The sequence below is a fragment of the Limnofasciculus baicalensis BBK-W-15 genome (assembly GCF_024178385.1).
Taxonomy (GTDB): domain Bacteria; phylum Cyanobacteriota; class Cyanobacteriia; order Cyanobacteriales; family Coleofasciculaceae; genus Limnofasciculus; species Limnofasciculus baicalensis.
In genome coordinates, this window is sequence record NZ_JAMZMM010000142.1 from 1 (window position 1) to 14,476 (window position 14,476).

Genomic DNA, 14,476 nt, shown 5'->3' on the forward strand with positions numbered 1-14,476 from the left:
TAGCCCTCCTTTGGATTATTCGACCATAGTAGCTGAAACGACGCAATCTCGTCAATTATTGAGAATTAATCTTAATAAATTTAACCAAGTTAAGCCACTTTCAGCGATCGTTTGTTAAGTTATGTTAATTGCGGTTTTTTTTTTCAGGGAGAGGGGTTGGGGGTGAGGGGTAAACTCCCTACTCTGGATCGGGAGATTTGGGACTTGGATTCTTCAAAGAGTTGACATGGCTCGAAGATCTCAGTCATACTCAGATCTTCGAGCATATTTCCTGATAACGGTAAACGCAGCGTTAGACCAAGCTTTAAGTCTCTCCAGAGCCGGATTAGTTGCGTTAAGGAAGCTTGGCGTAAGCCTAGCATAGACCATACCTGTACCCAGGTTAGTCCAGGAAATGTCACGGGTTTATGCTGATTGGTGCAAGATCTGAGTTAACATCTATAAATAACTTACGCACGATGGAAATGATTGGATCAGACAAGACAAAAACTACTTTTGATAGCGTTACCCAATTTGTTAAATGCCTAACAGACCAAGGTGTTGAGTACATCCGTTTCGAGCTACCGGATTTACACGGAATCGCTCGCGCAAAAGTTGTGCCAGTTGACAAAGTAGAAAGCTTTGCTAGCAAGGGTCTTAACTTTTATGGTGGTTGTTTTGCTTTAGATACGGCTTCAATGGTTGTACCGGGTTCTGGCTATCACGAAGAGCAGAATTACCGTGACCTACTATTAATCCCAGACCTTGATAGCCTAACACCCGTGCCTTGGATGGAAAAAACAGCCAAGGTCATTTGCGATCTCATGAAGAGTCCAACAGAACCGTTGGAAATTGCACCCCGTTATATCCTCAAGCAGTTACTCGCAGAAGCGGCGCAGCTTGGGTTCGATGTGATGATGGGGCATGAGTTTGAGTTCTATCTCCTCAATCCAGAAACAAAGGAACTACTTTTTGATGGGCTACACGTTTTTAATAATACCCGCAACAACTACGTTCCTGAAATCAGTCAGTTAATCAATTATCTGCGTGCCTCTGGGATAGATGTGATTAACTATCACTGCGAGCACTGTCCTTCCCAATTCGAGATTAACTATGGAGCTAGTATAGGTATTCGTGCTGCTGACAAAGCGTTTACCTTCAAGAATGCAGTCAAGGAGATTGCTTATCGGCTTGGTCAACACGCCACCTTCATGTCTAAACCCTTTATCGAGCACGCGGGTTGCTGTTGTCATTTTCATATCAGCCTGATTGACCGCAACACTGGAAACAACGCCTTTATTGACAAAAATAACAAATATGGTTTATCTGCCACTGCTCATGCCTTCATTCAAGGCATTTTAGATCGTGCAGAGGCGATGATGCCATTAGTAAGTCCTACGCCGAATTGTTATCGTCGCCTCAAACCTCATACCTTTGCTCCCTCCAATATCAGTTGGGGTATTGAAGATCGTACCGCAATGGTGCGAGTGAAAGTAGCCGATGAAGAATCAACCCATATAGAAATGCGAGCCGCTTCTGGTCTTAGTAATCCTTACCTAACAGCGGCAGCGACTCTAGCAGCGGGTTTGCTAGGTATCAAACAACAGCGTCAACTACAGCCCTCAGTAGAAGGTCCCAGCGAAGACAACCCAGATTTGCCGAAGCTACCTCAAACCCTTGAGGAAGCTTTATCTGGACTAGCTGCTGATGTGGAGATGCAAAAGATGCTCTCTCCAGAGTTTGTACGGCTCTTTACTACGATCAAACGTTTTGAACTAGCTCGTTTTCACGATCACCTGACGGAGTGGGAGCGTCAAGAATATTTGGAGATATACTGAAGTCAACAGCTTCTTCCCCCCTTCGCTTAATGAATCAGGTAGGGTATTGAAAGTTATTAATGAAGTCAAGACATGATTGAACAAACAGATCGAAGCAAAGATGATTTTAGTCAGGAAAATCAGATTTTAAATAATTTGCTCTTAACTTACAGTCAATACCTTCTTCCCAAGGCTGGGTTAGGAAATAATTTTTTGGAAGCAATTGAGCAGTTATTAACAGGCTTAAAATCTTTACGCTCTGATACAAATTTGACAGCTATAATAACGCCAGAAATCAAATCTGAGTTATGCACAAATCAAATTCCCACAAAAGGTTGGTCGATTGAAGAAGTTATTCAACATATCATTCTCAATTATTTAGGAAATGTACCAAATTACTCAGCAGGTTATGCTCCTTTAAATATCGTTCCACCGTCTCTAACACCAGCAATTCTTGCCAAAGTTGCTTGTGCTATTATTAATCCAAATCTGGCCAATGAAACCTATGCTGGAAAAACCATTGAAGCTGAACAGCTAGCTATCTCACATATTGCTGAAATTGTAGGTTTTGACCCGAAATTAGCAGGAGGATATTTTACATCAGGAGGAGCGGCAAGTAATTATTGGGCAGTTCGATTTGCCCTCGAAAAGATGTTTCCTGGTTTAGGGAAAAAAGGCTTCAAGGCTTTTCTTGATAAAGAGCCTGTCATTATACAATCAGTTCTTGGTCATTATACTAATATCAACGCGGCTCGATTACTTGGTATCGGAACTGAAAATGTGATATCTGTTCCGGTGACACCCAATTTTCAGATATCCTTAGAAGCTTTACAATCTCAGATGGAGGAAACTATCCAACAAGGGAAGCAGATTGTGTGTCTATATTTAGTTGCTGGATATACCGATTCCTTTGGCGTAGATGATATAAAAAGTGTTTTTGAAATTTGTGAAACAGTCTGCCAAAAATATCACATTCCCAAACCCCACATTCATGTAGATGCCGTTGTCGGTTGGATTTATGGTATATTTAAAAACTATCAAATTACCAACAATTCCTTGGGATTTAATCCGGACACGCTTAACTCTATCGAGAAATTAAATAACCTATACTCTAATTTATGTTACGCGGATTCTATCACAGTCGCTCCGCATAAACATGGTTTGACATCTTATATTTCTAGTGCCTTAATTTTTAAGAATAAACAAGATCTGCTACTTCTTCAAAAAGACCAAGAAGAAACACCCTATTTTACTGGGGATAGTTTTTCTTCATTTCCAGGGGCTTATACACCAGAATCCTCCCGTCCAGGAGATGGGCCTTTAATGATTTTGGCTAATCTGTATGCTTTGGGTTATGAAGGATATCAAGCTATGATTGGTTATGCTATCCAACAAAGCAATATGTTGAAATCGAAACTACAATATAGTTTCAATAGCTCTGTTGAAGTTTTAAATCAAAATATTCCTGGAACCAGTACAGTTTGGCGATTTTATCCAACTGGAATTGAAGCACAAGCAGCATACAAAAGAGAGTTATTTGGAACGAGTGAAGAGGAGCGAATTTTTACTCAAAAAATGAATGAGTATAATCACCATCTTTTTGGAAAAAGCAAAGTTATAAGATCTGCCAATACACCGATTTTAGGTTATTCTAATCAAGTAATTGTTGGTCAATCAGGAACACCAATTAGCGGATGGAAATGTATACTGATTAATCCTTTTGTGGACATTACCTCAGTAATCGACCACTTGAGAGCAATCCTAAATCAATAGGGGGTTAAAAGTGAACTACCCCAACTAATTGCAAGCAATATAGTTGGGGCTTCTAACTTCATTGGGGATTGCGTCTAAGAGGCAAGAAATCTTACCCCCTAATGGTTGATTCAATAATACAAATCTCTTCAGTCGTAGAAACAATCCGAGCTAATTCCAAACCTGCTTGTTCTAGGATGGCTTTAAATTCTGCCTCTGTACGTTCTTTTCCCCCTGGACAGACTACGAACATATTGAGATCTGACATTTTCGCTAATGAAGACGTATCATTCTCTAAAATAACTTTTTCCATAATTAAAATTTTGCCGTGAGCAGGCATGGCTTGACGACAGTTTTTTAGGATAGAGATTGCCTGATCATCATCCCAATTGTGAATGATATATTTGAGTAAATATGCGTCTCCACCAGGAGGCACAGACTCAAAAAAGCTACCACGAACTACTTCACACCGCTCTACAATCCCATGTTCTTTGAGTGTCGGTAAACAATGATCGATCACATAGGGTTCATCGAAAAGAATGCCGTGGCTATGAGTATATCGTTGCAACAGAATTCCAATCATCTTTCCATAGCCGCCTCCTACGTCCACAAGGGTTTGAAAACTTGAAAAATCATACGCTTCCATCATCGCTGCTACCTCCAATTCGGAAGAGGTATTCATAGACTGTTCAAAGATTTCGGCAGCAGTAGGATTTTGTTGATAATACTCAAACAAATTCATCCCAAAACGTTCTTCAAAGGCAGATTTTCCTGTTTTGACGCTATGGAGTAGCCCTCCCCATGTCTGATAAAATTCAGGTTCTCCCCACATAATCACCATGTTCCTTATTGAATGGGAAGCGTCGCTACATAAGCATTCCGCCAAGGGTGTCAAAGTGTATTGTTGGGATTCCGTTGCTGTGAAAATTCCCACACTTGCCAATGCCCTCATGACTCGGTGGAGAGATTGAGGATCGCTTTGAGTAGCTGAAGCCAGTTCAGTACAGGATAGGGGGCCATTCTTAAGACGATCGGCAATTCCCAATTTTGCGGCTACATATATACACTGAGATAGCCAGTATCCCTTGACCATCTGGAGTAATTCAATATGGAGAGGAAATTGAGGTATAACCATAAGTTATAGTGTTGAGAGAGTGAATTCTCATTCTCGCATAATAGGGTATTTATATCTATGGGCTATATGGGTATTTTTTTAGAATTTAACCCAAGTTGCTCCCTATAGATTGAAATCGTGGCTCATGATGCACTGAGAAGCGGTTTCTAACCGCTTTGGTTATAGGTAGCAACTTGGGTAATTTATAGGTGGGAACTTCTCCCGATATTTCTATTAAATAGAGGTTCAGCAAGCAACGAATCACACTTTTTCAACCCATCAAACTCATGTTAGTCTTAATTTATGAACATAACGCTCCCAAAACAGTACGACTTCCTTTCTCGCTTCTTTAGACTTGCTTTCATCAATGTCCTTTCCAATATCACCGAGCCTCTAGTTGGGACAATCAGCATAGCTTTCTTGGGTCATTTCACTCAAATCGAGGATCTAGCAGGGGTTACTCTGTCTACAACCCTGTTTAACTGCATATATTTCATTGTCAACTTTTTACGCATGGGAACCACTGGAGTGACGGCACAAGCGGTGGGACGGGATGACACTGAACAGATGTTACTGGTGGGACTGCGAAATGGTTTAATTGGATTGGGTATAGCCGGACTCATTCTCTTGTTGCAATATCCTTTGCAACAGTTGTGGTTTGGCATAATCAGTGCGACTCCAGAGGTGAAGGCATCAGGGATTGACTATTTCAACGCCCGCATTTGGGGATCACCTGCGGTGGTGATGAATTTTGTTCTGATTGGATGGTTTCTTGGACGGGAAAAGAGTAGCTGTGTGTTGCTGATGTCGGTGGTGGGCAATGGAGCTAATATTTTATTCGATTACCTGTTTATTGTCCGATGGGATTTGGCTAGCAAGGGGGCGGGACTCTCTCAAGCGATTAGCCCCTATCTCATGTTAGTGGTCGGCATCATTTTGGCGAGTTTTCAAATAAACTGGAAGGAAGCTCTAAGTGTAGCCAGAAAAGTTTGGGATGTCAGCGCATTTAAAGCAGCTTTTACCCTTAATGGCAATATCTTCATTAGGTCTGTGGCTACTATGTTAGTCGCAACCATTTTTACGGTTCTAGGTTCTGGAATGGGGACAACTATCCTGGCAGAAAATGCCTTACTCTTACAAGTAGTATTGCTTGGCATCTACTGTTTTGAAGCGATAGGATTTGCGACTGAGACTTTGAGCGGAAACTTTAAAGGACAACAAGCGAACGAGCAGTTATTCCCGCTATTACAGGTAGCGGTAGGAAGGAGTCTAGAGGTAGGAATAATTTGCGCCCTTGGGTGTTTCCTGTTTCCCCAGAATGTCTTTGGGCTATTAACTAATTATGGTGAAGTGACTTCGCTTCTGACCAGTTATGTTCCTTGGCTATTCCCCGTGCTGGGATTTAGTTCCGTTTATCTGATACTAGATGGATACTTTGCTGGTTTAGCTTTAGGGCAAGTCTTACGCAATGCTTCTTTGATCTCAGTCATCTTTGGATTTGTGCCTCTAGCTGTCGTTGCATGGTATTATCACAACAACCATATCTTATGGTTGGCTGTGTCAGTGTGGACAGCAACAAGAATGGTGATGCTTGCAGTGCAGGTGCCTGAGACATTAAAGGATCTGAGTCCCCAAAAATACCTGTCTCTCCAAGTGCGATCGTAAACCTTGTGGAGCGTGGTTTCAACCCGCGTAATATAATAACCAGTATTGAGAATCCACGCAGTTTCAACCCGTGGATAACTCAAGCCGAAGGCATCCCCATGATTAAATATGAGAAAATATGTCTACTCTTAAACTACCTGACGGTCCTCAAACTCACCCTTTGATACAGACGTTCCAATGGCTGACTAACCCCTTAGAATACATGGAAGCTTGTGCTCAACGCTATGGTGATATCTTCACTCTCAGAATTGGTCCATCTTTTAAGCCACAAGTATTTATCAGTAACCCTCTGGCTATTCAGGAGATTTTTACCACAGATCCAAAACAGTTGGACTCTGGTGCATCAGCAGGTTTTAGCTCTGCTTTCTTTGGGCGACAATCAATGTTAGCGTTGGAAGGCAAGCCTCACCAGCGACAACGAAAGTTGTTGACACCGCCCTTTCATGGAGAAAGAATGTTCGCTTATGGTGAGATCGTCCGCGATATTACCAAGCAACTAGTGAGTCAGTGGCCAGTTGGGGAACCTTTTTCTATCCTGCCTTCGATGCAAGCAATCTCCTTCCAAGTTATTTCAAAAGCTGTCTTTAGTCTAGAGGAAGGGGCACGTTACGAAAAGCTCAAAGAACTTTTCATTGCAATTCTCAATCCCAAGAGACCTTTATTGAGAGTTGTTATGCTTCTTTTCCCATCACTCCGAGGAGCTTTAGGCCCGTGGAGTCATTGGAAAAAGTTCATGCGCCAAATACAGGAAATAGACGAACTCATCTACGCGGAGATTCGGGAACGCAAAGAGCAACCCAACGATCCATCTCGCAGTGATATTCTCTCTTTGATGATATCGGCTCGCGATGAGGAGGGGCAGGCGATGACAGATACAGAATTACGCGATCAGTTAATCACGCTATTGGTAGCGGGTTACGAAGCCCCTACAGTAGCCTTACACTGGGCATTATATTGGATTCACCATCTGCCAGAAGTCCAGGAAAAATTACGACAAGAAGTCGATAGCTTGGGTGAAAACCCAGATCCGAATACTATTTCTCATTTACCTTATTTAAGTGCTGTCTGTTTTGAAACACTGCGCCTTTACCCACCGGCAATCTTGATATTTACTCGAGTAGTGAAATCACCGCTAGTTATTGGGGGCTATCAGTTTGAGCCTGGTACTCTTCTGCTTCCCTGTGTTTATCTAACCCATCATCGCCAAGATTTATATCCCAATCCTCATCAGTTTAAACCAGAGCGTTTTCTGGAACGTCAATTTGCTCCTTATGAGTATTTGCCATTTGGTGGCGGTAACCGTCGCTGTATTGGTATGGCATTTTACTTATTTGAAATGAAACTGATTTTGGCAACAGTTTTGTCGCGCCTTCAGATGGAATTAGTCGATCGCAAACCGGTCCAGCCAGTAATTAGAGGACTTCTATTAGGACCAGAAGTAGGCCCTGGGGATGTGCGGATGGTGGTGACGGGGAGACGGTATCAAAATCAGCGTGTTTCGGAGACTAAAGCTTAAAACTAATGAATAATATAGATAATATGGTATTATATTAGCAATCGTAAATTACCAAACTGCGCGTATTCTAAAACATTGCGTTGCAGTGCCAAATCTAGACCCCATGAGGTAACTTCCGATAAATTAGCCAAACTATTAACTTAAGACGATGATCTACTCGAAAAATATTCTGCAAACAATCAAAACCTCTGACTCTGTTTTACAAGCCAGTCTGGATAAAGGTTGGCTAGAGTTCAAAGAAAGCAATGATTTTTTTATCAGCAAGGAGTTATATCAACAAATGGATTGGTGGTACACAAGTAAATACTACGGTGTTATTCCTAATCCTGGTCATTGGTATAGCTGCCAACAGGCTGCCAAATATTTCGTGATGGAAGTAGGGAAATTAGGAATTTATTTTGACAATGTATTTCCTGGAGATTTCTCTAAATCAATAGAGGAGGTTCGAGATGATGGTTTAGATGTGAGAAGATTTCAATTAACAGCTTTTCATCAAAATGCTCCAATTTGTGTTTTTCAGTTGGATTTTATCCACGATCACGCAAATTTTTATTTTATTTATCCGCCACAATTGTCAATTTTGGAATTGGATGCAATTGAAAATTAATAACTGCTACAGACTTGAATATAACTCAAAAAATATTACTTGAATTAGAGCTATATTCAGATCTCCTTGGTTGGTTACAACTCAGATCTTGCCTCAATGTCCTTGGGCAGTGAAAAGCGGATCTTCCGTACTTAGTGTGCCAAATTGTTATAAAATATAGCGCTACCCACTGGTGTATTTACAAATACTCTCATTGAATCTACCTCAATCTGAGTACCCCCTATTAAAACTGTAACCATGCCAGCACGTATTGCTATAATAGAATAAGTTATTGCAGGACAAGGAATTCACCTCTTGTTTTAGCTAATTTCAGGTGTTTTCTACTTCAATTCAGACAGAGATTGTCTTGTAAATACTTGGACTAATAGTCTGGCACACTAAGTACAGAAGACCCAATATTAATAGGAGTATTAACAATGGATAACCGCGATTACACCTTAATTATTGATAAAAGTGGCAGCATGTCATCGCCAGACCAACCTGGCGGGAAAAGTCGCTGGGCAATTGCAGAGGAATCTACCTTAGCCCTGGCGAGAAAATGCGAACAGCTTGACCCTGATGGCATTACTGTTTACCTATTTTCCAGTCGCTTCAGACGGTACAATAACGTAACTTCAGATAAAGTGGCCCAAATCTTTCAAGAAAATGACCCAATGGGTCGTACCGATCTTGCCAGTGTATTAAAAGATGCCATAGATAACTATATTCAGCGTAAGGGAGCAGGAGAGGCGAAACCAGACGGAGAAACGATTTTAGTAATTACCGATGGGGAACCAGACGATCGCAAAGCTGTAATGAAGGTAATTATTGAAGCATCCCGACAGCTAGAGAGGGATGAAGAATTGGGGATTTCTCTGATTCAAGTAGGTAATGATGCCACCGCGACTAGGTTTCTCAAAGCCCTAGATGATGAACTAGAAGGAGCTGGCGCTAAATTTGATATCGTTGATACGATTACCCTGGATGATATGGCAGATATGAGCCTATCAGAAGTTTTGCTCAATGCCATTCATGATTAATAATAGGGAGTGAGGAGTGGGGAGTGGGGAGTGGGGAAGAGAGTTTTGAATTTTGAGTTTTGAGTTTTAATTCAAAACTCAAAACTGAGAACTATTCCGGGGAGTGGAGAAGAAACCAATAACTGATCCGCTGCTACATCGGCTATTACCCGATCAACCTTCCCACGCACCAATAACTGATCCGCTGCTAGATCCGCTACCACGCCCCACTATTAATTACACAGGAAACAAAAAAAATGAAAGACAGAGACTATACATTAATACTTGACAAAAGTGGCAGTATGTCCACTCCAGATCAAGCTGGTGGTAGAAGTCGCTGGGAAGCTGCTGAAGAATCAACTCTAGCACTAGCCAGGAAATGCGAACAATTTGACCCCGACGGCATTACTGTTTACCTATTTTCCAGCCGCTGCAAACGTTACGAAAATGTGACATCTGCCACGGTTGCCCAAATTTTCCAAGAAAACGATCCAGCAGGTACTACTAATTTAGCTGGTGTATTGAAGGATGCCACCGATCAATACTTTCAGCGCAAAGCCGCAGGGCAAACTAAACCCAATGGCGAAACTATTTTAGTTATAACTGATGGGGAACCAGACGATCGCAAAGCCGTAATGAGGGTAATTATTGAAACATCCCAGCAAATGGAAAGGGATGAAGAATTAGCTATTTCTATGATTCAAGTGGGTAGTGATGCTGGGGCTACTCGCTTTCTCAAAGCTTTAGATGATGAACTCCAAGGGGTTGGTGCGAAATTTGATATTGTTGACACAGTTACTCTAGATGATATGGCAGATATGAGCCTGTCAGAAGTATTGCTCAACGCTATCGGTGATTAGGGAATAGCGAGTGTAAACCTCGACTCTAAGTCCCCCTTGAAAAGGGGGATTTAGGGGGATCAAAATTGATTGCTAAACAGTCTTTAAATAAATTCTGAAATAACTTGCTTGAGATTATCTCTAAAAGCAGAATCTCTTGTTTGATAAGCCTCTCTACTTTTGATAATTCTTAAATTCCGTTTCTCTGGCATTTCACTAATCATTATATTCATTTGATCGACAAAAGAATCTTCATCAAAATCTACCAAGTCAGTCAAACAATTTTTACCTTTGACATGACAATCAACCAAAAATCCATTGTCAGAATTAACAAGTTCATTCATGGGTGGTGCATTATTAGTGAGAACAACAACTGCACAACTCATCGCCTCATTGATGCAGTGACCAAAACCCTCAGCTTGGGATGGATAGGCATGAAAGAGACACTTGTTTTGCAGCACTTTTAGTTCATAATCATCAATATATTCACTCATCACTGAAATATTATTTGCTTTAGATTTATAACCTGACATAATTCTGTGAGTTACCACATTAAGCCGAGGCCATTCTGGATGTTTTTCCCATAGATGTAGGAGCCTTTTTGTTCCCTTAAAATGGCTTCCTCCCGCAACATGTAATACTTGAAATTCTTTTTCTTGATATTCTTCAATATTTCTACTTAGTGAGGTAAAACCAATATAGCGGGTTCTAAAACCTAAGCCATTATAGATATCTACAGCCTGGTGAGTTTTACATAGTACAGCGTTAATATTTCCAGAAAATAATCTCCATGCCGGATGAAACCATTCAGGGTTAGGAATTAATAAATTTACTTTACTCTCTCCCAATAAATCAGGGACAATTCTTTCTAGGAAAATATTAATTTCATTGTTTTTATTAAAAACAAACCTATCTATCAATATCGCTTTTGAGAATTCATATATCTTTCGGGTATAAGAAGATTTAATTTTTTCACTAATCTCTAAAAACCGCGTTTCAATATTAAAACAAGCCAACTCTTCTTTTAAGATATCAACATCTTTTGAAAGTCCTTTATTATTCTGAAAGCCGATAATGTTAATTCTTTTCAAGGTAAAATAACTCCCAAAATACAAATAAAGATCTCTACAGAATAATTCTGCTTACTCCACAAGATTCTTCCTGTACCGATGTGCTAACAGAATGATTTATCTAGAGTTCCCAATTTATTAACCTTTTAATGCACCAAAGCGAATCTATATGCTGAAATCGTTTGCTGTAAACACTTTTCCCAACTGAATTTAGCTGCTTGCTCAATTGACTTGGTTGAGAGGCTATTCCGTAAAGAATCATTTTGATAAATTTCCCAAATACTGTGACATAAACTATCTTCATCCAGTGGTGCAACCCTTATGCCCGCATTACCAACGACTTCCGGTAGTGAAGAAGTATTAGAGGTAATTACAGGTGTACCGCATTGCATGGCTTCTAAGGGAGGTAAACCAAATCCTTCGTAAAGAGAAGGATAGACAAAAACTAAAGATCCACTGTATAGTGGAGCTAAATCTTCATCAGGTACATAGCCAGTAAAAATTATTCGCTCTCTTAGTCGAGGATCGAGATTACTAATTTCACTGTAAATATTATTATCTAACCATCCTTTTCTCCCTACAAGAACAAGATGTAAATCTTCAATTTTCTCTTGTTCAACTAACTTGAGAAAACAACAAATTAAATGAGGAACATTTTTACGAATTTCTAGAGTAGACAAGCTGAGTATATAGGGAACAGAGGGAATAGTATATTTTTCTTTTATACGATTAATTATATTTTGATCTAAACATGGATAGAAAGAATCAGAGGCAGCAAGATGAGTTACAAATATTTTCTGAGGTTCGAGATCCGGTCGATAATTACATAAATCTCTTTTTGTGGATTCGGAATTACATATAATCCAGGTGTCTGAATCTAAACTATTAATAATTTCGCGGAACTTATCGCGAACCTCTTTAATAAAAAATTGTGGATATAAGATCGGAATTAAGTCGTGAATAGTGATGAATTTCTTCAGACTTAAACTTTTCAACTCCAATGGAATAGCATGGTATAAAGAATGATAAATATCCCGATCTTTTAAATCATTTAATTCCAGTAGACTATTGGTTGGTTTGACTAAGGTAACTAACGTCTCTTTTAGTCTCTTACTCCTAGTAAACCCAAGTTGATGAATCCTGTCAATCAATTCTTCTATAAACTGGTAAGATTTTTGTATATTTTTCCAACTTCCTACCAGCCTATTATGGAGAATAAATGGGCATCTAGACAAATCTGGATTGGCTTCTAGGAATCTCTTAGTCCAAATAAGTAATTCCAGAGATTCACCAGAGCAAAAAGATAAATTACAATCTGGTGCATCTATTAAAACACGACTTAACTCGTAGGAAAATCTAAATATTCCAGCTTTCTGACCAAACCTGTAACCCGATCCCAACGTGGAAATATCTAAAGCAATATTGATGGGCAATTCTGAAGTTGATAAACTATTGTCTCTGCTACTAACTGAGTTCAATTTCATTAGATTTAGAATCGGTTGAAGGAGAATATGTTATTTTTGTTAGAGGCAAAGGGTACTAGTTAAGTCTTGAGATATTTGTTAATAGCCTGGTAATGTCCGTATTCAATGGCGTGCCGCCACAAACGCTTATATATGTGGAAATATTTTTCAGGATTTTTCTGCTCAATAAATAGCTGGATTTTGCTTAATTCAATAATCAATAAATTTTTGAGTTTATGACGGAGGTTAATCAAGCTGCTTGCTTTTCTTTGTTCCCAAGCGGTAGATGAATGAAAATACTGACGACAGTAATCCTGATTACCATCAATACGATAGCGAATTTCATCTTCACCGTACTCGATTAAACTTGGGATCAGGTATTTAAGATTGAAATTATTGTAATGAGAGACTTTCGCTTCTGAAGCACAACCCATGCGATAGCCTAAATAATGTAAATGTGCGCCTAAGACAGGTTCTGAAAAGTGCCCATACGAACTATCAAACCCTCCCGCATCTAGGAAAACACTACGCTTGATTCCAAAACCACGAACTGTTATTTTATTCCACGCATCTGACTTAGACCTTTTGACAAAATCTTCATCAAATATTCGTTGTTCCATCTGAGCCAAAAGATTCTGATTGATGCCATCGCTGCTACAGCAAGCAACATCAACCTCATTCTCATCAAAATATTGGGTAATATGAGTTAAGCAATCTGCTTTTGGCAAGCAATGTGCCTCTGTAATAAATAATAAATCTCCTAATGCCTTCTCTGCAGCAAAATTGGTTAGTGAGGGAATGTTTTCTCCCGGTTTTCGCAGCAAAGAGTCTTGATGTTTTAAATAGGACTGAATTTCCGCTTCCAATGATGGCTCAGATCCATCGGAAACAACTATAATTTCAAAATTATTTTGGGGATAGGTTTGTTTTTCGCGCCAGTTTTTAATTGCTTCAACAGCTATTCCTCGATGATCGGGCAGAGGAATAATTACGGAAATAGATATCTGTGCCTTCATAAAAAATTTAGCAATGCCAGGGGCATTTTTAGTAACAGATCGATAACATGCCTTAACACTGCACCCTAGACTAGCTGAAGCGCAGTTTAGCATCTTGAGAGCCATAACCCTTGGCTATCTATACAAAAATTTACACGATCGCTGAGGTTCCCAGTACCACAAAGCAGCTCTGAACCCATAAATTACCGTTCTCAAAAAATTGACCTCCCCATTTTGAGAATAACCATTTAGCATAGAGAGGTGACTCAATCTTATGATCCCTTACACTCCTTAAGGGAGGGTCACTGGTTTAAGCTAATTTGCGGAGCCAGTTTCCAACACCTCCCTGCTGTTCGGAACCTCACCTTGGCTTACACCCTTGCTGGTGCTGACTGTATTGATGTGGCAGCAGATCCAGCAGTGGTGGAAGCAGCAAGAGAGGCGCTAAATGTTGCTGCAAATCTAAAAGAAGCAGCCCAAACCCAAGGATTTCAATTCAGTCATCGTCCCTGGTTGATGGTAAGCATCAACGACGGTGAAGATCCACATTTTCGCAAAGCCGAATTTGACCCGGACTTTTGTCCGGCAGATTGTCCTCGCCCATGCGAAAAAATTTGCCCAGCTCAAGCTATTGTTTTTTACAATACCACAGGAGGGGAAC

The 14,476-nt window shown here is 40.2% G+C and carries 12 protein-coding genes and 1 pseudogene; 8 read left to right on the forward strand and 5 right to left on the reverse strand.

What is annotated here, in order from left to right:
* Window positions 1-464 precede the first annotated feature (464 nt).
* Together NJ959_RS15125 and NJ959_RS15130 are read left to right on the forward strand one after the other, a co-directional pair.
* Window positions 465-1,817, forward strand: coding sequence for a glutamine synthetase family protein (locus tag NJ959_RS15125; protein ID WP_254012568.1), 1,353 nt, complete (start codon window positions 465-467; stop codon window positions 1,815-1,817).
* Window positions 1,818-1,889: 72 nt separating this feature from the next.
* Complete coding sequence (locus NJ959_RS15130) at window positions 1,890-3,569, forward strand: pyridoxal phosphate-dependent decarboxylase family protein (RefSeq protein WP_254012569.1); 1,680 nt, start codon at window positions 1,890-1,892, stop codon at window positions 3,567-3,569.
* A 91-nt stretch (window positions 3,570-3,660) separates the two neighbouring features.
* Here NJ959_RS15130 and NJ959_RS15135 read toward each other — a convergent pair whose 3' ends face one another.
* On the reverse strand, window positions 3,661-4,683 hold the full coding sequence (locus tag NJ959_RS15135) for a methyltransferase (RefSeq protein WP_254012570.1): 1,023 nt from the start codon (window positions 4,681-4,683) through the stop codon (window positions 3,661-3,663).
* Window positions 4,684-4,965: 282 nt separating this feature from the next.
* Between NJ959_RS15135 and gntT the strand changes: the two genes are divergently transcribed.
* The 4 genes from gntT to NJ959_RS15155 all read left to right on the forward strand — a co-directional run bounded on the left by gntT (window position 4,966) and on the right by NJ959_RS15155 (window position 9,469).
* Entirely contained in the window at window positions 4,966-6,327 is a 1,362-nt protein-coding gene (gntT, locus tag NJ959_RS15140; protein WP_254012571.1) for a guanitoxin biosynthesis MATE family efflux transporter GntT, read from the forward strand.
* Between the two features lie 118 nt (window positions 6,328-6,445).
* Entirely contained in the window at window positions 6,446-7,843 is a 1,398-nt protein-coding gene (locus NJ959_RS15145) for a cytochrome P450 (RefSeq protein WP_254012572.1), read from the forward strand.
* A gap of 148 nt (window positions 7,844-7,991) precedes the next feature.
* Window positions 7,992-8,450, forward strand: a complete 459-nt coding sequence (locus NJ959_RS15150) for a hypothetical protein (protein ID WP_254012573.1) — start codon at window positions 7,992-7,994, stop codon at window positions 8,448-8,450.
* Window positions 8,451-8,866: 416 nt separating this feature from the next.
* Complete coding sequence (locus NJ959_RS15155; protein WP_254012574.1) at window positions 8,867-9,469, forward strand: vWA domain-containing protein; 603 nt, start codon at window positions 8,867-8,869, stop codon at window positions 9,467-9,469.
* 71 nt (window positions 9,470-9,540) lie between these two features.
* Here NJ959_RS15155 and NJ959_RS30190 read toward each other — a convergent pair whose 3' ends face one another.
* Window positions 9,541-9,672, reverse strand: coding sequence for a hypothetical protein (locus NJ959_RS30190; protein ID WP_256529259.1), 132 nt, complete (start codon window positions 9,670-9,672; stop codon window positions 9,541-9,543).
* Between the two features lie 33 nt (window positions 9,673-9,705).
* On the opposite strand from NJ959_RS30190, the gene NJ959_RS15160 reads away from it, so the two are divergent.
* Window positions 9,706-10,308 (forward strand): vWA domain-containing protein, encoded by a 603-nt coding sequence (locus NJ959_RS15160; RefSeq protein WP_254012575.1) that lies wholly within the window; start codon window positions 9,706-9,708, stop codon window positions 10,306-10,308.
* Window positions 10,309-10,391: 83 nt separating this feature from the next.
* Here NJ959_RS15160 and NJ959_RS15165 read toward each other — a convergent pair whose 3' ends face one another.
* The 3 genes from NJ959_RS15165 to NJ959_RS15175 form a co-directional block, all read right to left on the reverse strand.
* Complete coding sequence (locus NJ959_RS15165; RefSeq protein ID WP_254012576.1) at window positions 10,392-11,378, reverse strand: glycosyltransferase; 987 nt, start codon at window positions 11,376-11,378, stop codon at window positions 10,392-10,394.
* Between the two features lie 125 nt (window positions 11,379-11,503).
* Complete coding sequence (locus tag NJ959_RS15170; RefSeq protein ID WP_254012577.1) at window positions 11,504-12,841, reverse strand: glycosyltransferase family 4 protein; 1,338 nt, start codon at window positions 12,839-12,841, stop codon at window positions 11,504-11,506.
* Window positions 12,842-12,900: 59 nt separating this feature from the next.
* Window positions 12,901-13,929 carry a glycosyltransferase family 2 protein gene (locus tag NJ959_RS15175; protein WP_254012578.1) on the reverse strand — a complete coding sequence of 343 codons (1,029 nt, stop codon included), beginning with the start codon at window positions 13,927-13,929 and terminating at the stop codon, window positions 12,901-12,903.
* Window positions 13,930-14,076: 147 nt separating this feature from the next.
* Here NJ959_RS15175 and NJ959_RS15180 point away from each other — a divergent pair.
* Window positions 14,077-14,476, forward strand: a pseudogene (locus NJ959_RS15180) (4Fe-4S ferredoxin); the annotation flags it as partial.